At 69.3% G+C, this 20,175-nt stretch carries 23 protein-coding genes; 10 read left to right on the top strand and 13 right to left on the bottom strand.

Translation table 11 applies throughout. The features are described 5' to 3' along the window. Positions 1-18 precede the first annotated feature (18 nt). From MFF01_RS20205 to MFF01_RS20215, 3 genes are all read right to left on the bottom strand, one after another. The gene (locus MFF01_RS20205; protein ID WP_373319825.1) at positions 19-2,418 is read right to left on the bottom strand and encodes an RNA degradosome polyphosphate kinase; all 2,400 of its coding nucleotides are present in this window, start codon (positions 2,416-2,418) and stop codon (positions 19-21) included. Positions 2,419-2,535: 117 nt separating this feature from the next. After that, entirely contained in the window at positions 2,536-3,246 is a 711-nt protein-coding gene (locus MFF01_RS20210) for a P-loop NTPase family protein (RefSeq protein ID WP_238228132.1), read from the bottom strand. Positions 3,247-3,251: 5 nt separating this feature from the next. Continuing rightward, a complete protein-coding gene (locus MFF01_RS20215; protein ID WP_238228065.1) occupies positions 3,252-4,343 on the bottom strand; it encodes an AI-2E family transporter in 1,092 nt (363 codons plus the stop codon). Positions 4,344-4,481: 138 nt separating this feature from the next. Here MFF01_RS20215 and purM point away from each other — a divergent pair, with 138 nt between their 5' ends. Further along, positions 4,482-5,549 carry a phosphoribosylformylglycinamidine cyclo-ligase gene (gene purM, locus MFF01_RS20220; protein WP_238228066.1) on the top strand — a complete coding sequence of 356 codons (1,068 nt, stop codon included), beginning with the start codon at positions 4,482-4,484 and terminating at the stop codon, positions 5,547-5,549. After that, complete coding sequence (gene purN, locus MFF01_RS20225) at positions 5,549-6,208, top strand: phosphoribosylglycinamide formyltransferase (RefSeq protein WP_238228067.1); 660 nt, start codon at positions 5,549-5,551, stop codon at positions 6,206-6,208. The genes purM and purN overlap by 1 nt, the downstream gene beginning before the upstream one ends. Positions 6,209-6,243: 35 nt before the next feature. Here purN and MFF01_RS20230 read toward each other — a convergent pair whose 3' ends face one another. Together MFF01_RS20230 and ndk are read right to left on the bottom strand one after the other, a co-directional pair. Next, positions 6,244-6,621: a hypothetical protein gene (locus MFF01_RS20230; protein ID WP_091973694.1), complete on the bottom strand. Its 378-nt coding sequence runs from the start codon at positions 6,619-6,621 to the stop codon at positions 6,244-6,246. Positions 6,622-6,759: 138 nt separating this feature from the next. After that, positions 6,760-7,182: a nucleoside-diphosphate kinase gene (gene ndk, locus MFF01_RS20235; RefSeq protein WP_238228068.1), complete on the bottom strand. Its 423-nt coding sequence runs from the start codon at positions 7,180-7,182 to the stop codon at positions 6,760-6,762. Between the two features lie 202 nt (positions 7,183-7,384). Between ndk and MFF01_RS20240 the strand changes: the two genes are divergently transcribed. Then, positions 7,385-7,951 (top strand): DUF2147 domain-containing protein, encoded by a 567-nt coding sequence (locus MFF01_RS20240; RefSeq protein ID WP_238228069.1) that lies wholly within the window; start codon positions 7,385-7,387, stop codon positions 7,949-7,951. A 54-nt stretch (positions 7,952-8,005) separates the two neighbouring features. On the opposite strand, the gene MFF01_RS20245 is transcribed toward MFF01_RS20240, so the two are convergent. Continuing rightward, entirely contained in the window at positions 8,006-8,641 is a 636-nt protein-coding gene (locus MFF01_RS20245; RefSeq protein ID WP_238228070.1) for a glutathione S-transferase family protein, read from the bottom strand. Between the two features lie 210 nt (positions 8,642-8,851). Here MFF01_RS20245 and MFF01_RS20250 point away from each other — a divergent pair, with 210 nt between their 5' ends. The 5 genes from MFF01_RS20250 (at position 8,852) to MFF01_RS20270 (ending at position 12,863) form a co-directional block, all read left to right on the top strand. Then, a complete protein-coding gene (locus tag MFF01_RS20250) occupies positions 8,852-9,103 on the top strand; it encodes a hypothetical protein (protein ID WP_238228071.1) in 252 nt (83 codons plus the stop codon). A gap of 160 nt (positions 9,104-9,263) precedes the next feature. Next, positions 9,264-9,677, top strand: coding sequence for a DUF4345 domain-containing protein (locus tag MFF01_RS20255; protein WP_238228073.1), 414 nt, complete (start codon positions 9,264-9,266; stop codon positions 9,675-9,677). Next, the gene (locus MFF01_RS20260) at positions 9,674-11,695 is read left to right on the top strand and encodes an FUSC family protein (protein ID WP_238228075.1); all 2,022 of its coding nucleotides are present in this window, start codon (positions 9,674-9,676) and stop codon (positions 11,693-11,695) included. The genes MFF01_RS20255 and MFF01_RS20260 overlap by 4 nt, the downstream gene beginning before the upstream one ends. Next, entirely contained in the window at positions 11,695-11,889 is a 195-nt protein-coding gene (locus tag MFF01_RS20265) for a DUF1656 domain-containing protein (RefSeq protein ID WP_238228078.1), read from the top strand. The genes MFF01_RS20260 and MFF01_RS20265 overlap by 1 nt, the downstream gene beginning before the upstream one ends. Positions 11,890-11,891: 2 nt before the next feature. Beyond that, on the top strand, positions 11,892-12,863 hold the full coding sequence (locus tag MFF01_RS20270) for an HlyD family secretion protein (protein ID WP_238228080.1): 972 nt from the start codon (positions 11,892-11,894) through the stop codon (positions 12,861-12,863). Between the two features lie 756 nt (positions 12,864-13,619). Here MFF01_RS20270 and MFF01_RS20275 read toward each other — a convergent pair. From MFF01_RS20275 to MFF01_RS20300, 6 genes are all read right to left on the bottom strand, one after another. Further along, a complete protein-coding gene (locus MFF01_RS20275) occupies positions 13,620-14,282 on the bottom strand; it encodes a hypothetical protein (protein ID WP_238228081.1) in 663 nt (220 codons plus the stop codon). Positions 14,283-14,445: 163 nt separating this feature from the next. Next, entirely contained in the window at positions 14,446-15,918 is a 1,473-nt protein-coding gene (gene gatB / locus MFF01_RS20280) for an Asp-tRNA(Asn)/Glu-tRNA(Gln) amidotransferase subunit GatB (RefSeq protein WP_238228083.1), read from the bottom strand. 65 nt (positions 15,919-15,983) lie between these two features. Further along, complete coding sequence (locus MFF01_RS20285; protein WP_238228084.1) at positions 15,984-16,283, bottom strand: hypothetical protein; 300 nt, start codon at positions 16,281-16,283, stop codon at positions 15,984-15,986. A 10-nt stretch (positions 16,284-16,293) separates the two neighbouring features. Then, a complete protein-coding gene (gene gatA, locus MFF01_RS20290) occupies positions 16,294-17,775 on the bottom strand; it encodes an Asp-tRNA(Asn)/Glu-tRNA(Gln) amidotransferase subunit GatA (RefSeq protein WP_238228085.1) in 1,482 nt (493 codons plus the stop codon). Between the two features lie 94 nt (positions 17,776-17,869). Next, positions 17,870-18,157, bottom strand: coding sequence for an Asp-tRNA(Asn)/Glu-tRNA(Gln) amidotransferase subunit GatC (gene gatC / locus MFF01_RS20295; RefSeq protein ID WP_238228086.1), 288 nt, complete (start codon positions 18,155-18,157; stop codon positions 17,870-17,872). Positions 18,158-18,269: 112 nt separating this feature from the next. Next, the gene (locus MFF01_RS20300; protein WP_238228087.1) at positions 18,270-18,407 is read right to left on the bottom strand and encodes a hypothetical protein; all 138 of its coding nucleotides are present in this window, start codon (positions 18,405-18,407) and stop codon (positions 18,270-18,272) included. A gap of 188 nt (positions 18,408-18,595) precedes the next feature. Here MFF01_RS20300 and MFF01_RS20305 point away from each other — a divergent pair, with 188 nt between their 5' ends. Both MFF01_RS20305 and ruvX read left to right on the top strand, forming a co-directional pair. Then, on the top strand, positions 18,596-19,132 hold the full coding sequence (locus MFF01_RS20305) for an SMI1/KNR4 family protein (RefSeq protein WP_238228134.1): 537 nt from the start codon (positions 18,596-18,598) through the stop codon (positions 19,130-19,132). A gap of 67 nt (positions 19,133-19,199) precedes the next feature. Further along, entirely contained in the window at positions 19,200-19,682 is a 483-nt protein-coding gene (ruvX, locus tag MFF01_RS20310; protein ID WP_238228088.1) for a Holliday junction resolvase RuvX, read from the top strand. 197 nt (positions 19,683-19,879) lie between these two features. Here ruvX and MFF01_RS20315 read toward each other — a convergent pair whose 3' ends face one another. Then, a complete protein-coding gene (locus MFF01_RS20315) occupies positions 19,880-20,137 on the bottom strand; it encodes a hypothetical protein (RefSeq protein WP_238228089.1) in 258 nt (85 codons plus the stop codon). Positions 20,138-20,175: the final 38 nt, after the last annotated feature.

Raw genomic sequence — 20,175 nt, forward strand, 5'->3', positions numbered from 1 at the left:
TTCCTTCGAAGGCGGTCTTCAGGCGCGCTGGGCCCGGCGGCTCAGGGCACGGGGACTCGATTTCTTCGACGATTTCCCGCGCCCGGACAGGCTCGGATTCGTCATGAAATATTTATGGGCGTTGAACGGCTCCTCGCCCTCGGCCGGCTGGATCCGCTCACTCGCACCGGACGCCAGTACACGCCAGCTCTGCCGGTTGTCGAGGAGGTTGGCCAGCATGATCTGGTCGAGCACCTGCTGATGCACCGTCGGGTTGGTGATCGGCAGCAGGGCCTCGACCCGGCGGTCGAGGTTGCGGCTCATGAGGTCGGCCGACGAAATGTAGACCGTGGCTTTGGGGTGGGGCAGGCCGACGCCGTTGCCGAAGGCGTAGATGCGCCCGTGCTCCAGGAACCGCCCGACGATCGATTTGACCCGGATCGTCTCGGAAAGGCCGGGGATGCCGGGTCGCAGGCAGCAGATGCCGCGCACCACGCAGTCGATCTGCACGCCGGCGGCACTCGCGTCGTAGAGGGCGTCGATGATCTGCGGATCGACCAGCGAGTTGCACTTGATCCAGATCGCCGCCGGGCGCCCCGCCTTGGCGTGGGCGACCTCCTGTTCGATGTTCTCCAGGAGCCGGGGCTTCAGGGTCAGGGGCGAGACCGCCATGCGCTCGAGGCCCGCGGGCTCGGCGTAGCCGGTGATGTAGTTGAAGATGCGCGACACGTCGCGGGCCACCACCGGGTCGGCGGTGAAGAACGACAGGTCGGTGTAGATGCGCGCCGTGATCGGGTGATAGTTGCCGGTGCCGACGTGGCAGTAGCTCACGAGCTTGTCGCCCTCGCGCCGGACCACCATCGACAGCTTGGCGTGGGTCTTCAGCTCGACGAAGCCGAACACCACCTGTGCGCCGGCCTTCTCGAGGTTGCGCGCCCAACGGATGTTGGCCTCTTCGTCGAAGCGGGCCTTGAGCTCCACCAGGGCCGTCACCGACTTGCCGAGTTCGGCGGCTTCCGCCAGGGCCGCCACGATGGGCGAGTTCGAGGAGGTGCGGTAGAGGGTCTGCTTGATCGCCACCACGTTGGGGTCGCGGGCGGCCTGGCCTAAGAACTGCACCACCGCGTCGAACGACTCGTAGGGGTGGTGGACGGTGAAGTCCTTCTGCCGGATGGCGGCGAACACGTCACCGCCGCTCTCGCGGATGCGCTCGGGGAAGCGCGGGTTGTAGGCCTTGAACTTGAGTTCCGGCCGGTCGATCCCGACGATCTGCGACAGCTCGTTCAACGCCAGCATGCCCTCGATGAGGAACACCGCGTCGGGGCTGATCTCGAGTTCGTCGGCCACGAAGGCGCGCAGATCCTCCGACATGCCGGCCTCGACCTCGAGGCGGATGACGACGCCGCGCCGGCGCTGCTTCAGGGCCGTCTCGAAATGCAGGACAAGGTCCTCGGCCTCCTCCTCGATCTCGAGATCGGAATCGCGGATTACCCGGAACGCGCCGTGGCCGCGCAGGGAGTAGCCGGGGAACAGGCGCCCGGTGAACAGGACGATCACCTGCTCGATGGCGATGAAGCGGGCGGTGGCGTCCCCTTCGGCATCGGGCAGGCGGACGAAGCGGTCAACCAGGGCCGGCAGGCGAATGAGGGCGCGCAGCACCCGGCCGTCGCGCGGGCGCATGAGCATCAGGGCGATGGTCGAGCCAAGATTCGGGATGAACGGGAACGGGTGCGCCGGATCGATGGCGAGCGGCGTCAGCACTGGGAAGACGTGGTTGAGGAAATACTCCTCGAGCCAAGCCTTGTGCTCCGGCGTGAGGCCGGCGGGCTCCGTGAGCTCGATGCCGACGCCGAGGAGTTCGCCGCGCAATTCGCGCCAGCGCTGCTGCTGGTCGAGGGCGAGGCGCGACACCTCCGTGCCGACGCGGGCGAGCTGCTCGGCGGGGCTCAAGCCGTCCTGCGACGGGGTGACGAGGCCCGACCGGACCTGATCGTGCAGGCCGGCGACGCGCACCATGAAGAACTCGTCGAGGTTGTTAGCCGAGATCGAGAGGAAGCGCAGCTGTTCGAGCAGAGGGTGGTTGGGGTTGGAAGCCTCCTCCAGCACCCGGCGGTTGAACTGCAGCCAGGACAGTTCGCGGTTGACGAAGCGTTCGGGCGAGTGACGCAGGGCGAGGCCCGCCTCGCGCACGGTGCCGCGGACATCCGCCTCGGCCGGCAGGTCGGGCGCGGGCTGGGGCGCCTCCGTCAGAGGCAGGTCGACGTCGGGCGCCTCGGCGGCATCGATGGCGATGGGCCCCTCCGCATCGGAGACGGGCTTCTCCCGCGCCACGCGCTTCGGCGCGGGCCGCGCGGACCGGGTCCGGGCCGCCGCAGGCGTGGCCTCGCCCTCGATGGGACCGGTCTCCGGTGCGGTCGCGTCCGATTCCATATCCGCCAAGGGGGTTCTCCTGAAAGCTGCGGGGCGGCTTCCTAGCATGGGGGACGCCGCGATTCTTGACGGTTCGATGACAGTCTGTCCGTGTCCCCGCCGGAGGGGATCTCGAGGGCGTGCCCTCTAATCCGCCTCGTCGTCGCAGGCGTCGAGGCCGAGGCGCTCCAGCACGGCGAGCGCCAGGGGCCGGGTGATGCGCCGGCCGCGCCCGAGGGCGTCGCGGTCGAGTTCGGTCACCACCCGCCGGGCGAGGTCGAACGAGCGGTCGATGCGCAGAACCAGGGCCTCGACCACGGCAAGGTCGACCACGAGCTGGCGGTCGACGAACAGCTTGACGAGGACCGCGCGCAGAAGCGCATCGTCGGGGGCCAGGATGGTGGCGCCCGGCGCCAGGCGCAGGCGCGAGCGCAGATCGGCGGTGGCGAGCCCCATGGCCTCGACGGGCCGGGCGGCGGTGACGAGGACCGGCCGTCCCCGCTCGCGGGCGAGGTTGAGGAGGTGGAACAGGGCCGCCTCGTCGCGTCCCTCGGGGCGGTCGATGTCCTCGATGACGAGGGCGCCGTTGGAAACGAGGTGGGGCACCGTCGCCGCCTGGACCTCGGCGGCGGCGGCGGTCCAGGCATGGGCCCGCGTCGCCCAGATCGAGGCGAGGTGGCTCTTGCCGCTGCCGGGCGGGCCGGTGAGGAGGCAGACCGTGTCGGGCCAGTTCGGCCAGGCCTCGACGAGGCCGTAGGCCGCCTCGTTGGCGGGGCCGACCAGGAAATCCTCACGGCCGTAGCGGGGATCGGCCGGCAGGTCGAAGGCGAGCTGTTTGGGCGGCGCGTTCTCGCGGATGGCCATCAGATCTCACGGTTGGGAAGAAGCACGGGTGCGCCCGCGTGATAGAGCGGGCTCTGCAGGTAGCGGCTCAGGGCGAAGCGCACCACCACGCCAATGGAGGCGGCCACGGGGACGGCCAGCAGCAGGCCGAGGAAGCCGAACAGCGATCCGAACGCCAGAAGGGCGAACATGAGCCAGACGGGATGGAGGCCGACCGATTCGCCCACCAGCTTCGGCGAGATCACGTTGCCCTCGAGGAATTGTCCGACCCCGAAGACCCCGATGGTGAGACCGATATGGAGCCAGTCGGACCCGGGCCAGAACTGAGCCAGGGCGACGCCCACGGAGAGCAGGAAGCCCGTGAGCGTGCCGACATACGGGATGAAGGTGAGAAACCCCGCGATGAGGCCGATGAGCACGCCGAAGTTCAGTCCGACGCAGAACAGGCCCACGGCGTAGAAGGTGCCGAGAATCAGGCAGACCAGGGTCTGGCCGCGCACGAAGCCGGTCACCGCCCCGTCGATCTCGCGGCCGAGGCGGCGCACCACGGTGCGGTGGCGCGGCGGCACCCAGCCGTCGAGGGTCGCGATCATCCGGTCCCAGTCGACGAGGAGATAGAACGCCACCACGGGCGTCACCACGAGGAGCGAGGCGATGGAGATCAGCGCCTGACTGCCCGACCACAGGGACTTGAGGAAGGCGAGGAACCACGTGCCGCCCTGACCCACCAGGGAGCCGACGGAGGATTGCAGTTCGGTGAGCACGTCCGCGCCGCCCACGCGCTGGAGGAGCGGACCGGCCTGCTCCGTCAGAATGCCCTGCAGGCGCGCCACCATCCCCGGCAGGGTGGCGACGAGGGCGGCGATCTGGCTGGCGGCCAGGGGCACGACGATGAGGAGCGCCACCACGAGGGCCACCACGAACACCGCCAGGATGAGGAGCGAGGCCGCGAGCCGCCCGAGCCCGAGGCGCTCCAGGCGGTCGGCGATGGGGTCGAGGAGGTAGGCGAGCGCGAGGCCGGCCACGAAGGGCAGCATCACGTCGGCGAGGAGATAGAGGAGCAGGGCGACCCCACCCAGAGCCAGACACCCGATCACCGCCCTGCCGCGCATCGGCCGTCCCCCGTCACCACTCTCCTCGGAGAGTGGGAAGCCGGTGCGGTGCGGTCAAGGCGTGTCGCAGAAGACTCGCGAAGGCGCGCGGGAATGGGTAGAGGTCGCCAAAGAGCGGATCGGAAGAGAGCGGCGCGGATGACCGGCGAGCCCAAACACGGAATGACCTACGCAGAAGCGGGCGTCGACATCGATGCCGGCAACGCCATGGTCGAGACGATCAAGCCGTTGGTGCGGGCCACGCGCCGGCCGGGGGCGGATGCCGAGATCGGCGGGTTCGGCGGCCTGTTCGACCTCAAGGCGGCGGGGTTTCGCGATCCGATCCTGGTGGCGGCCAACGACGGCGTCGGCACCAAGGTCAAGATCGCCATCGAGACCAACCGCCACGACACCATCGGCATCGACCTCGTGGCCATGTGCGTCAACGACATCATCGTCCAGGGCGCCGAGCCGCTGTTCTTCCTCGACTATTACGCGACCGCCAAGCTGGTGCCGGGCGTCGGCACCGACATCGTGCGCGGCATCGCGGCGGGCTGCCGGCTCGCCGGCTGCGCCCTCATCGGCGGCGAGACCGCCGAGATGCCGGGGCTCTACGACGGGGCCGACTACGATCTCGCCGGGTTCAGCGTGGGGGCCGCCGAGCGCGGTACCCTGCTGCCGCGCGGCAACATCGTGCCGGGCGACGTGGTCCTCGGCCTGCCCTCCTCGGGAGTTCATTCCAACGGCTTCTCGCTGGTCCGCCGCATCGTCGAGCGCAGCGGCCTGTCCTACGACGATCCGGCCCCGTTCGATCCGATCCGGACGCTCGGCGAGGCCCTCCTAGAGCCGACCCGAATCTATGTGAGGCCGCTGCTGGCCGCCCTGAAATCCACGGACGGCATCAAGGCGCTCGCCCACATCACCGGCGGCGGGTTCCCCGACAATCTGCCCCGCGTGCTGCCCGACGGGGTCGGCATCGCCATCGACCTCGACGCGATCATGCCGCCGCCGGTGTTCGGCTGGCTCGCCGAGGTCGGCGGCGTCGCCGAAGCCGAGATGCTGCGCACCTTCAACTGCGGCATCGGCATGGTGGTGGTGGTCTCGCCCGACAGCGTCGGCGCGGTGTCGAAGGCGCTGGATCTCGGCGGGGCATCGCCCGTGGTCCTCGGCCGGATCACGCCGCGCGGCCCGGAGGCCGTGACCTTCGAAGGCCGGCTCACGTTCTGATGGCGACCGCGAAGAAGACCCGGGTCGCGATCCTGATCTCGGGGCGCGGCTCGAACATGGCCTCGCTCATCGCGGCGGCGGCCGAGCCGGAGTTCCCCGCCGAGATCGTGCTGGTGGCCTCGAACCGGCCCGAGGCCGGGGGCCTCGCCACGGCGGCGGCCGCCGGTATCCCGACCCGCGCCCTCGACCACAAGACCTATCCGAGCCGGGCCGCCTTCGACGAGGCGCTCCACGCCGAACTCGTGGCCGCCGACATCGACCTCGTGTGTCTGGCCGGTTTCATGCGGATCTTCTCCGCCGGCTTCGTCGAGGCCTGGGCCGGGCGGATGATCAACATCCACCCCTCCCTGCTGCCCCTGTTCAAGGGCGTGCACACCCACGAACAGGCGCTGGCCGCCGGGGTGCGCCTCCACGGCTGCACGGTGCATTACGTGGTATCGGAACTCGATGCCGGGCCCATCGTCGCCCAGGCCGCCGTGCCGGTCCTGCCGGGCGACGATGCCGATGCGCTCGCCGCCCGCATCCTGGTGCAGGAGCACCGGCTCTACCCGGCGGCCCTGGCGCTGATCGCCTCGGGCCGCGCCCGCCTCGACGGCGACCGGGTGGTGTTCGGGAACGACGTGAGCCGGGCCGAGGGGGCGCTGCTCAGTCTTTCCTGAAAAGGCGGACCCGGTCGGGTCCGCCTTGGGGCTGATCAGGCCGGTCGCGGCAGCTGGCAGCTGTCGAGGGCGCCGAGCGCCTTGGCGCGGGCCGAATCATTGAAATAGCCGGTGGTGCGGTAGGCGGCGAGCTCGGACTGGTCGAGGCTCGCCAGGGTGCGCTGGGCATAGCAGCCGCACGGACGGGCGAGGGACACCTCGGAGACGCCCTGGAGCTTGGCCTGGGTCACGGTGCAGGCGTGGCGCACGCGGCCGGTCAGGTTGCTCGTGGAGGCGGTCTTGAGGGCCGGGTCGGGCGTGTACCCGGCGAGATCCGCCGTGGGGCCGGCCTTGTTGGCATTGCAGGCCGCGACGGTGGCGAGGAGGCCGGCGGCGAGCAGAAACCGGCCGGTGCGCGGAGCGAGGAAGCGCATGGTGCGATGGGTCCGTGAAAGCGATTCGGGAGAGAGCCCGGTTTCACGGAGCCTCCGGGGCCGCGCAAGGGCAGCGCGGCCACAGCGCGGCGACAAATGTCGCGCCGCCCGGGTGGTGGGCGACGCGACGGTCCCGGCTCAGCCGGCGATGTCGGAATCCTGGAAGAACTGCGCGATCTCGATCTTGGCGTTCTCGGCGCTGTCGGACCCGTGGACGGTGTTCTCGCCCACCGACTCGGAGAAGGTCTTGCGGATGGTGCCCTCGTCGGCATTGGCCGGATTGGTGGCGCCCATGACCTCACGGTAGCGGGCAATGGCGTTCTCGCCCTCGAGCACCTGCACCACCACGGGGCCGGAGATCATGAACTCCACGAGCTCGCCGAAGAACGGGCGCTCCTTGTGGACCTCGTAGAACTTCTCGGCCTGGGCGCGGCTCATCTGGATGCGGCGCTGACCGACGATGCGCAGGCCCGCCTTCTCGATCACGGCGTTGACCGCGCCGGTCAGGTTCCGCTTCGTCGCGTCGGGCTTGAGGATGGAGAAGGTGCGCTCGGTGGCCATGAATGCGTCCGGTTCTGATTCTGGGGCCGAAACTGAGGCTCCGGCGCCGGGCTTATAGCGGGGGCGCCCCCGCCCCTCAACCCGAAGGCGAAAAAGCCTTGGCCATGGCTTGAGCGCAACAGTGCCGGAAAATCGCCCCAATGCGCGGGCCTTCTGGGGCCAACGACATCACCCCCTTTCGCCACTTCACGGAGACCAGCTCATGCGCGCTGTCCTGACTGCCGCCCTGCTCCTGTCCGGCCTCTCCGGGGTGCAGGCTGTCCCCGCCCTCGCCGCCCCGGCCCAGGACCCCTCCGGCACCTGGCTCACGGGCGACGGCCGGGCTAAGGTCCGCATCGATCGCTGCGGCCCGGCGGGCGCCAACATCTGCGGCAAGGTGGTCTGGCTGAAATCCCCCACCACCGAGGACGGCAGCCCGCGTACGGACATCAAGAATCCCGATCCGAAGAAGCGCAACCGCCCGGCGCTGGGCCTCACCCTCCTCGACAACCTGAAGCCCGAGGAGTCGAAGTTCTCCGGCGAGATCTACAACGCCGACGAGGGCAAGCTGTATCAGGTCAGCCTGGAGCGCGAGAGCGCCTCGGAACTGTCCGTCTCCGGCTGCCTCCTCAAGATCCTGTGCGGCTCCCAGACCTGGACCCGGGTGCCGGACGTGAACCAGCAGGCCGCCAACGTGGCCGGCGAGACGACCGCACCGGTCCCGGCCCCGAAGGCCGCCAAGGCCGCCCCGAAGCCCGCCGCCAAGGCGGCCGTGCCGACGGACCACTAGTCCGCTCCGACGGAGCATCGGAAAGGCCGGCGAGGGGAAGAGTCCGCCCTTCCCTCAGATCGCCGAGAATCCACGCTGCACGGCCGGACGCGCCAGCATCCGGTCGAGCCACGCGCGGACGTGGGGCAGTCCGGCGAGGTCGACGCCCTGCTTCTCGTGGTACTTGGCCCAGGGCAAAATCGCGATGTCGGCGATGGACAGCGCACCCGCCACGTAGTCCCGGCCGGCGAGCTGGCCGTCGAGGACGCGATAGAGGCGCTGGGCCTCCGTGGTGAACCGCTCGATGGCGTAGGGGATCTTCTCCTGCGCGTAGATGCGGAAATGGTGAGCTTGGCCGAGCATGGGCCCGAAGCCCGCCACCTGCCACATCAGCCATTCCTCGACGGCGACCCGCGCCCGCTCGTCGGCCGGCGAGAGGCAGCCGGTCTTGCGGCTGAGATATTGCAGGATCGCGCCCGACTCGAACACCGTGATCGGCTGGCCGTCCGGACCGTCGGGATCGACGATGGCCGGAATCTTGTTGTTGGGCGAGATGGCGAGGAAATCCGGCGCCATCTGGTCGCCCCGGCCGATATTCACCGGCACCACCCGGTAGGGCAGGCCGCACTCCTCCAGCATGATCGGAATCTTCCAGCCGTTGGGCGTGCTCCAGGTGTGTACGTCGATGGGTCGTCCCGGAGCGTGTGCCATGCGGATCATCCCGGCCAAGGTTGGACACTCTTCATGTGCCGGATCAAACCGGAACGCCAGTCGATGGTTGCAGCGGACGGGTCACCCGCGGTGGATCGAACGGGTCGGCCCGTGCAAGGCCCGTGAAAAGCTCTTGCCGAACCCTGTAGTTGTGGGTGTGATGCGCGGCCCGTCGCGTCGCGGGCCAAGCCACCATCGAGGGTTGTCACGATGCCATTCCGTTCCGTCCTGGTCGCCTGCCTCGCCGCCCCACTCCTCCTGACACAGCCGGTGATCGCCAAGGAGAAGGACGGGGCCGCCGCGAAGGAACCGAGCGTGACCCAGAGCGCGGCGCGCGCCCGACAGAAGGCCTGCGGCGCGGAATGGCGGGCCCTCTCCGTCGCCGACAAGGCCGCCAAGGGACCGAAATGGCCGCAATACTACAGCAAATGCGTGAAGCGCCTGAAGGAACAGAAGGCCTGATCCGGCGTCCCCTCGATCGAGGCGGGGCTGGATCACGAAGCCAAATCCGCCATTTCGAAGAGATGCCCCGGATTTGGGATGATGGCGTGCGCGAACGCAGGAACGCTTGTGCGCCTGCCCGGTTGCCCGTCGGGCGGGTGATGGAGCACGAGTCGGGACGATGCGGGAGCGGCAGGCCTTGCAGCGGGTGGTGGCGGTCGTCGCCCTCGTGCCCGTCGTGTCGGGTCTCTACGGCGTCCTGACAGGCGTGGGCGGCACGGGTGGCCTCGTCGACGTCTCGGCCGACAGCCATTACCGCTACCTGTCGGGCCTCCACATGGGCATCGGCATCCTGTTCTGGACCTGCGTGCCGGGGATCGAGGCCAAGACCGGACTGTTCCGCTTCCTCACTCTGGTGGTGGGGCTCGGCGGCCTCGCCCGGCTGCTCGGCCTGGCCCTCACTGGCCTGCCGTCCCTCACCATGATGGCGGCGCTCGCGGTGGAACTCGTCGTCACGCCGCTCCTGTGCCTGTGGCAGGCCCGCGTCGCCGGGCGAGTCCCGACGGTCGCCCCGGCCGGGCCGCGCTCCGCATGAGCGAGGCGGCGGAGGAAGCGCCCTCCCCCCTCGAACGCGCCCTCGCCTTCGCCGAGCGGATCGTGCCGGCCCCCGCCGCCTGGGCCTTCGCGGTGCGGATCTGGCTCGCCATGGTGCTGGCCCTCTACGCGGCGTTCTGGCTGCAGCTCTCCGGCGCCTCCTCGGCCATGGTCTGCGTGGCGATCCTGGCCCAGCCCAAGCGCGGGCAGGCCCTCTCAAAGGCCCTCTACCGCTTCGTCGGCACCCTGGTCGGCGCCGTGGCGGCCATCGTGCTCATCGCCCTGTTCGCCCAGGATCGGGTGCTGCTGCTCGTGTCGTCCGCGACCTGGCTCATGCTCTGCGTCTTCACCGCCCATTTCCTGCAGGACACCCGGGCCTACGGGGCGATGCTGTCGGGCTACACCGTGGCGATCATCGCCGTCGCGCATATCGATGCGCCGCAGGAGGTGTTCGATGCCGCCGTGGACCGGGTGGCGGCCATCGCCATCGGCATCGTCGCCATCACCTTTATCAACGACGCCCTCGCCTCTCCCAGCACGTGGCGCGCCCTGCGCGGCCCCCTGGACGACGCCGTCGCGGCCACCCGGGCCTTCGCCCGCGACACCTTCACGACGGGTGATCCCGGATCGGAGCGCACGGCCGCCCTCATCCGCCGCATCGCGGTCATGCGGGGCGACGCCAGCGCCATCGCGGGCGAGCTCGACGATGGCCCCAACCGTGCCGCCGGCGCCCGCAGCGCCATCGCGGCCCTCTACGGCATGGCGGCGTCCGCCCGCGCCCTCACGGCGGCCATCGATCGGCTCGCGGGCCCCGGCCCCGCCGTGGCGGAGGCCCGCGCCCTGTGCGTCGCCCTCACCCGGGAGGAGGGGCCCGACGCCGCCGCCGAGGTCGCCGAGCGCCTGCGCGAGGGACTGGCCGACCGCATCGGGCAGGGCGATGCCGGCCTCGGCGAGATCCTGGTCCTGCAGCGCGCCGTCGATTTTGCCCGCAACGTCGCCTTCGCGCAGGACGGCGCCGCGGCCCTCGCCACGGGGAACCGCCCTTCACGCGACGTGCCCCTGCCGACCCACCGTGATTTTCCCGTGGCCCTGCGGGGGGCCGCGCGGGTGGGCATCGCCTTCGGCACGACGGCGCTCCTCCTCATCCTGGCGGGCTGGCCGGCCACCTCCTTCGCCCTGGTGCAGGTGGCGGCCACCTGCGCCCTCTCCTCCATCAACCCGGATCCGAAGGCGTTCGCCCGGGGCGTGCTCATCGGCATGCCCCTCGCCGCCCTCTGCGCGGGAATCGTCCTGTACGGACTGCTCGCGGGCGTGCAGGGCTTTCCGCTGCTGGCCATCGCCATCGCACCCGTGGTGTTCGCGGCCTGCTTCCTCAGCCTCAACCCGCCGACCTTCGGCGTCGGCTTCATCCTGCTCGTGTTCTTCCCCGTGCTGCTCTCGCCCTCCAATCCCCAGACCTACGACCCGCAGACCTTCCTCACCAACGCCCTGCTGGTGGTGGTGGCGGCCTTCATCCTGTTCGTCACCGTGCGGATCGTCCTGCCGATTTCGGCCTCCCAGCACCGGGCCTTCGCCCTCGATTCGGCGCGCCGCGCCCTCGTCGACGCCCTGGCGGGCGAAGGCGGCGACGCCACCACCCGCACCAGCCTCAACAGCGATCGCCTCCTCCAGTTCGCGCAGTGGAGCTCGCAAAGCGGCGCCGTGCGGGCGGCGAGCCTCGCCCGCGCCTTCGACCTCGCCCGGATGGAGGCGGCGGCCGCCCGCGCCCACGCGGAGCTGCGCGCCCTGGCGGGCGATCCCGCCCTGGCCGCGGCCGCAGGGGCGGCCCGGCAGGCGATCGAGGCCGTGGACCGGCGGGACATCGAAGGGGCGGCGGGCGCGCTCCTGGCCGCGGGCCCGGGTGCCGACCGGGCCACGCGTCTGGCCATCGCCCGGGCGGCGAGCGATCTCGCCACCCTCGCCAACGTCGCCGCGACCCAGGGCCGGTTCCTCCGCCGCCTCGGCGTGAGGGCCACCTAATGCGCCAAGACCTCGATTTCGGCGGCGTCCTCGTCTCGCCCTTCGTCGCCTACGCGGCCGGGGCGCTGGCGCTCCTCGTTCTCCTGCGCATCGTGTTCAACCGCCTTCACTTCAGCCGCTACGTCGCCAATCCGCCGCTCGCGGAAGCCGGCCTCTACGTCTGCCTCCTCGCCCTCCTGATCGTGTTCCTCTGACGATGTCCGACGACTCCCGCCCCGCGAAACGGACGCGCCGGTTCGGCCGCGTCCTGCGCCTCCTCGCCACCGGCGTGATCCTCGCCTGCGCCGGCGTGGCGGCGGTCCTCGTCTGGCAATTCTACGTCACGGCGCCCTGGACCCGGGACGGCCGGGTGCGCGTGCAGGTGGCGGGCATCGCCCCCCAGGTCTCCGGCCAGATCACCGACCTGCGCGTCGTCGACAACCAGGCGGTGAAGAAGGGCGACGTGCTCTACGTCATCGATCCGTTCGACTTCGACGTCGCCATCGCGTCGGCCCGGGCCGAGGTCGAGAACCGCGAGGCCGACCTGCAGGTCAAGCGGACCCAGGCCGCGCGGCGCGAGGCGCTCACCACGCTCTCGACCTCCGTGGAGGAGAAGCAGCAATACGCCGGCACCGCCAAGATCGCGGAGGCCGCCCTCGCCTCGGCCAAGGCGCAGCTCGCCCAGGCCGAGATCAACCGCAAGCGCACCGAGGTGCGGTCTTCCGTGAACGGCCGGGTGACGAACCTGCTCCTGCGGGTGGGAGACTACGCCACCACGGGCACGGTCAACATCGCAGTGATCGACACGGATTCATTCTGGATCGACGGCTATTTCGAAGAGACCAAGATGGCCCACATCCATGTGGGCGCCCCCGTCACGGCCGAGCTGCTGGGCTACGATCCCGTGATTTCCGGTCGAGTCGAGAGCATCACGCTGGGCATCAGCATCGCCAACGCGGCGCCGAGCACGCAGGGGCTGCCGAGCGTCGATCCCGTCTACACCTGGGTGCGCCTCGCCCAACGCGTGCCCGTGCGCATCCGCATCGAGGGCGTGCCCAAGGGCGTGACCCTGGTGGCGGGCATGACCGCGACGGTCTCGGTGGGAGAGCCCGGCGCGCATCGGCGCAACTGGTGGGCGAGCCTGCGCGGACGATTTACCGGCCTGATGGCCTCCACACCGGGATCGTGAGGACGACGCCCCCTGTGGATCAGGGCCAAGCCCCTGCCCGGAAACGGCGTTTCCTCGTCATACCTCCTCCGGACCGGAGACTTTTCGAATAGCCGGCGAATAGGGGGTTGACGCCTCCCTCCGACAGTCGCAGTCTGCACCTGTGCTTCGAAACCAAAGCACAGCCAAAGCAAAAAGGTCACCAGCAGCGACGTTTACGTTCGATTGCCGCCAACCCGATTGTGGGAGACGAGGATGACTCCACCCCAGCAGGCTGCTGCGCCGATGATCCAGGTCTGATTCGATCCGGATCCGAGCAGCGAAGACGCGAATGACGGCACGGAAGCGGCTCACAGGGGCGCAGAAGCGGCCTTCACGGCACGACTTCGAACACGCGAAATGCCCCACCTCGACCACTTCCGCCGCCGGTTCCAGCTTCGTTTGAAGATGATCATCGCAAACTACGAGGCGATACCCAGCGACGTCGAGAATCGATCTCAGTCCATCGAATGGCGGGAGACGCGGATGACTCCACCCCAGCAGGTTGCTGCCTAGACGATCCGGGCCTGATTCGACCCGGACCCGAGCAGCGCAAACGCACATCACCGGACGGAAGCGGCCACAGGGGCGTAGAAGCGGTCTTTCACGACACGACTTCGAACACGCGAGATGCCCCAACTCGACCGCTTCCGCCGCCGGCCTTTCCGAAAGCCACTTTAAGATTTCGCCGTGTGATCGTTCCGATCGGGCGTCGAACGGCGCAATAGCTCTTTTAGGTCAAGGCCCTGCGCAATCGGCCAAGCGGCCGACCGATCGCGTTGAGAGGAGCGGTGTCCGGTTCAGAACCGCGAGATCGTCCGCGAGCAGCGTGGCATTGGGGTAGGTGATATACCCATGCATCATCAGTGCGGCTGAGCGGCACTGAGGGGTCTGGCAGGCCGGCGATCTGTCCGGATGGATCAGCCCCAGCGTGTGCAACAATTCATGCGCCATCCCGCCGATCCATCGGCAGCGCCCCGCGATCTCGGCCGTATTGGCCTGCCGGCAAGCGGGGACGATGGCTTCACCGCTGATCCCCCGGAGATCATTGGCCGAGACGATGGCCACGCCATTGCCGCCCGCTCCGGATTGCCCGCAGGCATGGTCGGCGTCCACGTAGACGATGACGCGGGCTTCCGGATCGTTCAAACGCCCGGCACCCAGGCGACCGAGTTCGTCCAACGTCTTCCTGTAGAATCCATTGAACCCGGCGGTGCCCTCCGGCGAGCTGAACCAGCGCGCCGGCTTGTCGGACCGGACGATCCGGACGGCGGGGCTCGCCAGCCGAAACGTCCGTCCGTCGAGCTTCAGGGCCAGCCACGATTGGACATGCCGGGCCGCGAACAGGATTCGTTCGGGGTAGACGACGGACACGGCGCGGTCACTGGGGACCAGATACACGAACCGAACCTCGGCGGTGGCCGGAGCGGCGACCGCCCTCTGGGCCGCGAGGGCTATTCCGAGAGCCAGGACGGAAAGACGTTTCCCACGCATTCGGCACCCTAACCGCGTCGGATTGCCGAATGCTCACCAGGGCCGCGAAGACGCCCCGCTCTTCCCCGCCCTACTCGATCCCGAGCTTGGCCTTCAGCAGGGCGTTCACCGCCGCCGGGTTGGCCTTGCCGCCCGTGGCCTTCATGGTCTGGCCGACGAACCAGCCGAGCAGGGTCGGCTTTTCCTTCGCCTGGGTCACCTTGTCGGGGTTCTTCGCGATGATGGCGTCGATGGCCGCCTCGATGGCGCCCGTGTCGGTGACCTGCTTCAGGCCGCGCGATTCGACCAGCGCCCGCGGGTCGCCGCCCTCGGTCCAGACGATCTCGAACAGGTCCTTGGCGATCTTACCCGAGATCGTGCCCTCGCCAATGAGGTCGACCACGGCGCCGAGCTGGTCCGCCGAGACCGGGCTCGTCTCGATGGTCTTGCCCTCCTTGTTGAGGCGGCCGAACAGTTCGTTGATCACCCAGTTCGCCGCCGCCTTGCCGTCGCGGCCCTGGGCCACCGCCTCGTAGTAATCGGCGCTCGCCCGCTCGGCGATGAGCACGCCGGCATCGTAGGGGCTGAGGCCGTAATCAGCGATGAAGCGCGCCTTCTTGGCGTCGGGCAGTTCGGGCAGGCCCTCGGCGAGGGCGTCGACATAGGCCTGGTCGAATTCGAGCGGCAGCAGATCGGGATCGGGGAAGTAGCGGTAATCGTGCGCCTCTTCCTTGGAGCGCATGGAGCGGGTCTCGCCCTTGCCCGGATCGAACAGGCGGGTCTCCTGGGAGATGGTGCCGCCATCCTCGATGATGGCGATCTGGCGTCTTGCCTCGACCTCGATGGCCTGACCGATGAAGCGGATCGAGTTGACGTTCTTGATCTCGCAGCGGGTCCCCAGCGGGTCGCCGGGCTTCCTCACCGACACGTTCACGTCGGCCCGGAGCGAGCCCTTCTCCATGTCGCCGTCGCAGGTGCCGAGGTAGCGCAGGATGGTGCGCAGCTTCGTCACGTAGGCGCGCGCCTCCTCGGAGGAGCGCAGATCCGGCCGCGACACGATCTCCATCAGGGCGACGCCCGAGCGGTTGAGATCGACGAAGCTCTGGGTCGGGTTCTGGTCGTGGAGCGACTTGCCCGCATCCTGCTCGAGGTGCAGGCGCTCGATGCCCACCGTGATGGACTCGCCGTCCACGAGATCGACCAAGACCTCGCCCTCGCCGACGATGGGGTCCTTGAACTGCGAGATCTGGTAGCCCTGGGGCAGGTCCGGATAGAAGTAGTTCTTCCGGTCGAACACCGAGCGGTGGTTGATCTGCGCCTTGAGGCCGAGGCCCGTGCGCACGGCCTGGGCGACGCACTCTTCATTGATGACGGGCAGCATGCCAGGCATGGCCGCGTCCACGAGGGAGACGTGGTCGTTGGGCTCGGCCCCGAATTCCGTCGAGGCGCCCGAGAACAGCTTCGAGCGGCTGGTGACCTGGGCATGGATCTCCATGCCGATCACGACCTCCCAGTCGTGCAGGCCGCCCTTGATGAGTTTCTTGGGGTTCACGGCTGCGGTCATGATGGCCCGGATTCAGGGTTGGAAGCGCCAAGGCGCCATGAAGGTGAGAGCCGTCGCCCGCACGGTCAAGCGAGGCGCCGGTAGATCTGATGAGCGACGAACCCCAGGGTGCCCCAGAGGAAGCCCGCGATCCAGCGCACGGGGAAGAAGGTCGGCCCGTCGTGGCTCACGGGCGCCGGCCAGGGGATGCCGATGGCGGTGACGGCCCACGAGACGAGCACCGAGACCGCGAAGGCCATGAGCGAGACGAGGATGACCTTCACGAACTGGTCCGACTTCCAGCCCATGACCAGGGCGATGCCGATCAAGACCGGATCGAAGGCGGCCCAGATCCAGACCTCGAAGGGATAGATCGGGACGGTCATCGGCGCGCTTTCAAGCCCACCATGCGGCCGGCAGCTTCGTGCGCCCGGCCGCCGTCTCGATCACCTGGGCGGCGGCGAACAGGGTTTCCTCGTCGAAGGGCCGGCCGATGAGCTGCAGGCCGAGCGGCAGCCCCTGCGCATCGAGGCCGGCCGGCACCGAGAGACCGGGGAGACCGGCCATGTTCACCGTGATGGTGAACACGTCCTGCAGGTACATCTCGACGGGGTCGCCCGAGCCCTTCTCGCCTAGGCCGAAGGCGGCGGACGGGGTCGCGGGGGTGAGGATCGCGTCGATGCCGGAGGCGTAGGCCTCCTCGAAGTCGCGCTTGATCAGGGTGCGGATCTTCTGGGCGCGGACGTAATAGGCGTCGTAGTAGCCGGCCGACAGCACGTAGGTGCCGATCATGATCCGGCGCTTGACCTCGCGGCCGAACCCTGCCGCGCGGGTGTTCTCGTACATCCCGGCGATGTCCTTGCCGGGGACCCGCAGGCCGTAGCGCACGCCGTCGTAGCGGGCCAGGTTCGAGGACGCCTCGGCCGGGGCGACGATGTAGTAGGCCGGCAGGGCGTAGGGCGTGTGCGGCAGGGAGATCTCCCGCACCGTGGCGCCCGCGTCCTTCAGCATTTCGGCGCCGCGATCCCACAGGGCCTGGATCTCGGCGGACATGCCGTCCACCCGGTACTCCTTCGGGATACCGATGGTGAGGCCCTTCACCCCGCGCGACACCGCCGCCTCGAAGTCCGGCACGGGCAGGTCGGCGCAGGTGGTGTCGCGCGCGTCGGGGCCCGCCATGGAGCCGAGTAGGATGGCGCAGTCGCGTACCGTGCGGGCGATGGGGCCGGCCTGGTCGAGGGAGGAGGCGTAGGCCACCGTGCCCCAGCGCGAGCAGCGCCCGTAGGTCGGCTTGATGCCCACCGTGCCGGTCAGGGCGGCAGGCTGGCGGATGGAGCCGCCGGTATCCGTGGCGGTGGCGCCGAGGCAGAGATGCGCCGCGACCGCCGCCGCCGAGCCGCCCGACGAGCCGCCCGGCACCAGCTTGGTGTCGGACTTGTTGCGCCGCCAGGGCGAGACGACGTCGCCGTAGGCCGAGGTCTCGTTCGAAGAACCCATGGCGAATTCGTCGAGGTTGAGCTTGCCCAGCATCACGGCGCCATCGCGCCAGAGATTGTGGGTCACGGCCGACTCGTAATGCGGCTGGAACCCTTCGAGGATCTTCGAGCCCGCGGTCGTGACGACCCCGTGGGTGCAGAACAGGTCCTTGATGCCCAGCGGAATGCCCTCGAGGGGACGCGCCTCGCCGGCGGCGATCTTGGTGTCGGCCACCTCCGCCATGGCGAGGGCCCGCTCCGGCGTCTCCAGGATGTAGGCGTTGAGGCCGCGCGCCTTCTCCATGGCGGCAAGATGCGCTCTGGCGAGCTCGCCGGCGGAGAAATCCTTGGCCTTCAGGCCGTCGCGGGCTTCCGCCAGGGTGAGTTCGTTGAGGCTGGTCATGGGGGCTTCGGGTCCTCGGGGCCGCGATCCCGTCGCCGTCACCGGCGCCGAACGATCCGGCGAAATCTTGAGCGATGCGGAATCGGCGGCGACGCTACTCGACCACCTTGGGCACGAGGAAGTAATTGTCCTCGGTCTCGGGCGCGTTGAACACCACGTCCGAGGCGTAGCCGCCATCCGTCACCGTGTCGGCGCGCTTCTTCATCGCCATGGGGGTCACCGAAGTCATCGGCGCGACACCCGTGACATCGACGGCACCGAGTTGCTCGACGAAGGCCAGGATCGCATTGAGTTCGCCCTGGAGGGGGGCGACCTCCTCCTCGCTCACCGCGATGCGCGCCAGATGCGCGATGCGCCTCACCGTCGTTGCGTCGACCGACATGCTGCCTTCAGCCCCCAACCCAGATGCGCCGGGGCTCGGAGGCCGCGACGGAACATCGCCGGCCTATAGCACCCGCCTTCGCGGGCTCGCAACGCCGGGTCGGGTGCGGCTCTCAGGTGATGACATGGCCGGAGCGGGCGGGCGTCTCGACGGTGACGCCGGTGTGGTAGGGCTTCCGATCGGCCTGCTGCAAGCCGACGGCGACGAGTTCGACGGCGAGCAGCAGCATGAGCTTGTGCCGGAACGGCATGGAACGGCGGAGACCGGCTGCGGCGACGGGATGTGTTCCGGACGGGTTCATGGGCGCCCCTGCGACGTTAACGTTCCGTTAACGATGCTATGGACCGGCCGATCCCGGCAAGGCCAGGGTTACGTCTGCGTAAGGTTAATCTCCACGGAGTCGAAGACATGAAGGCGGACGGCAGGGAGGATGGGGGGATGTGGGAGGCGGTGTTCGCGCAGGGCGTGCCCGGGCCGGTCGCGGGGGAGGCGGACCTCACCCGCGCCGAGGCGGAGCTGGGCTTTCCCCTCCCCGCCTCCTACCGGACGTTCTGCCGCCGCTGGGGCGCCGGGCTCGCGGCCGGACATGTCCGGGTGCTGACGCCGGGCTCCGAGCCGGAGACCGACCTCGTAACCGGCTCGGAGCTCATCGCCCACAGCATCGGCGCCGTCGTCGCCGCGCGTCCCGATCCCGCGTTCGAGGTGGAGGGCGACGATCCCTCCGTGGTGGAGCGGGCCTGTTTCTTCGGCCGTACGGAGGCCGGCGAATTCCTGTTCTGGGACGTGGTTCCGGACCGGCCCGAATACGAAATCTGGGTGATGGGCGCCGATCTCGAATCCGTCCGCTTCGGCGGCGCGGACCTCGCCGACCTGATGCGGCGGCTCCAGGGGCCGGCCGTGCGCGGCATCCTCGGGATGGCGGCGGCCCCCCTGCCCTCGACCTTCGTGGGCGACGCGGTTCCCGTCACGCACTGACGGGCGGAGCGGATTGCCACCCGCCCCCGGATCGATCAGGACGGCGGATCACGGGAGAGCGAGACACATGACCGAGGCCGAGATCCGTGCCTTCGCGGAGGCGTCGCGGGGCGGGCGCCGCCTCATCGGGATCGATCTCGGCACCAAGACCATCGGGCTCGCTTTGTCGGATGTCGGGCGCCAGATCGCCTCGCCCCTCGAGACTATCCGCCGGGTGAAGTTCACCCCCGACGTCGCCCGCCTGCGTCAGCTCTGCGAGACCCACGGGGTCGGCGGTCTCGTCATGGGGCTTCCCCTCAACATGGACGGGAGCGAGGGGCCGCGGGTGCAATCCACCCGCTCGTTCGTGCGCAACCTCAAGCCGCTCCTCGACCTGCCGGTGCTGTTCTGCGACGAGCGTCTGTCCACGGCCGCCGTCACCCGCGCCCTCATCGCCGCCGACGCCTCGCGCGCCAAGCGCGGCGAAGTCGTCGACATGCTGGCCGCGGCCTACATCCTGCAGGGTTGCCTCGATCAGATGCGGGGCGTGCTCGAGGTGGACGACGCCTGAGTCCGGAGCCGGATGCGCAGGCGGCGGAGCCTTGGCCCCGCCGTTTGTCTCCAGGCTGTCGTTCGGTCGATGTGCCTACAGGTTCAGCAGAACCTGGGACGCCCCGACGAGGGTGTAGACGAGGCCGCCCGCGAAGGCAGCAATCATCGCGTAGGAGAAGCCCTTCAGAACCATGCCTGTCGCCTCACCCGTCCGGATCAGCAGCGGTTCCCGCCGGAGGTCTGGCCGTACTGCATCACGGGGAAGTTCTGCTGGTTCGCGTTGCCCTCGGCGGCCGAATTCATCGGGCACCCGAACGTGGACGGAGCACGCGGGGCGGTGACCGACCCCGTGGTCTCGACGTCGGAGGAGGTGAATCCGGTGTAACGGCCGGTGCGCTCGAAGGCCATAGCAGACGAGATCGGAGCAACGCCAAGAACAACGGCGGCGGCGATGGCGGCGATACGGGTCTTCATTTTAGGTCTCAAGCTCCTTCACAGGACAAGACGGCGAT

This window comes from Methylobacterium adhaesivum, assembly GCF_022179065.1.
GTDB classification, from domain to species: domain Bacteria; phylum Pseudomonadota; class Alphaproteobacteria; order Rhizobiales; family Beijerinckiaceae; genus Methylobacterium; species Methylobacterium adhaesivum.

Coding starts and splice junctions, on each gene's coding strand:
- MFF01_RS20215 (WP_238228065.1), bottom strand. CDS start 4,343: ATGCGCGGCAGGGCGGTGATCGGGTGTCTGGCTCTGGGTGGGGTCGCC.
- purM (WP_238228066.1), top strand. CDS start 4,482: ATGACCGGCGAGCCCAAACACGGAATGACCTACGCAGAAGCGGGCGTC.
- purN (WP_238228067.1), top strand. CDS start 5,549: ATGGCGACCGCGAAGAAGACCCGGGTCGCGATCCTGATCTCGGGGCGC.
- MFF01_RS20230 (WP_091973694.1), bottom strand. CDS start 6,621: ATGCGCTTCCTCGCTCCGCGCACCGGCCGGTTTCTGCTCGCCGCCGGC.
- ndk (WP_238228068.1), bottom strand. CDS start 7,182: ATGGCCACCGAGCGCACCTTCTCCATCCTCAAGCCCGACGCGACGAAG.
- MFF01_RS20240 (WP_238228069.1), top strand. CDS start 7,385: ATGCGCGCTGTCCTGACTGCCGCCCTGCTCCTGTCCGGCCTCTCCGGG.
- MFF01_RS20245 (WP_238228070.1), bottom strand. CDS start 8,641: ATGGCACACGCTCCGGGACGACCCATCGACGTACACACCTGGAGCACG.
- MFF01_RS20250 (WP_238228071.1), top strand. CDS start 8,852: ATGCCATTCCGTTCCGTCCTGGTCGCCTGCCTCGCCGCCCCACTCCTC.
- MFF01_RS20255 (WP_238228073.1), top strand. CDS start 9,264: ATGCGGGAGCGGCAGGCCTTGCAGCGGGTGGTGGCGGTCGTCGCCCTC.
- MFF01_RS20260 (WP_238228075.1), top strand. CDS start 9,674: ATGAGCGAGGCGGCGGAGGAAGCGCCCTCCCCCCTCGAACGCGCCCTC.
- MFF01_RS20265 (WP_238228078.1), top strand. CDS start 11,695: ATGCGCCAAGACCTCGATTTCGGCGGCGTCCTCGTCTCGCCCTTCGTC.
- MFF01_RS20270 (WP_238228080.1), top strand. CDS start 11,892: ATGTCCGACGACTCCCGCCCCGCGAAACGGACGCGCCGGTTCGGCCGC.
- gatB (WP_238228083.1), bottom strand. CDS start 15,918: ATGACCGCAGCCGTGAACCCCAAGAAACTCATCAAGGGCGGCCTGCAC.
- MFF01_RS20285 (WP_238228084.1), bottom strand. CDS start 16,283: ATGACCGTCCCGATCTATCCCTTCGAGGTCTGGATCTGGGCCGCCTTC.
- gatA (WP_238228085.1), bottom strand. CDS start 17,775: ATGACCAGCCTCAACGAACTCACCCTGGCGGAAGCCCGCGACGGCCTG.
- gatC (WP_238228086.1), bottom strand. CDS start 18,157: ATGTCGGTCGACGCAACGACGGTGAGGCGCATCGCGCATCTGGCGCGC.
- MFF01_RS20300 (WP_238228087.1), bottom strand. CDS start 18,407: ATGCCGTTCCGGCACAAGCTCATGCTGCTGCTCGCCGTCGAACTCGTC.
- MFF01_RS20305 (WP_238228134.1), top strand. CDS start 18,596: ATGTGGGAGGCGGTGTTCGCGCAGGGCGTGCCCGGGCCGGTCGCGGGG.
- ruvX (WP_238228088.1), top strand. CDS start 19,200: ATGACCGAGGCCGAGATCCGTGCCTTCGCGGAGGCGTCGCGGGGCGGG.
- MFF01_RS20315 (WP_238228089.1), bottom strand. CDS start 20,137: ATGAAGACCCGTATCGCCGCCATCGCCGCCGCCGTTGTTCTTGGCGTT.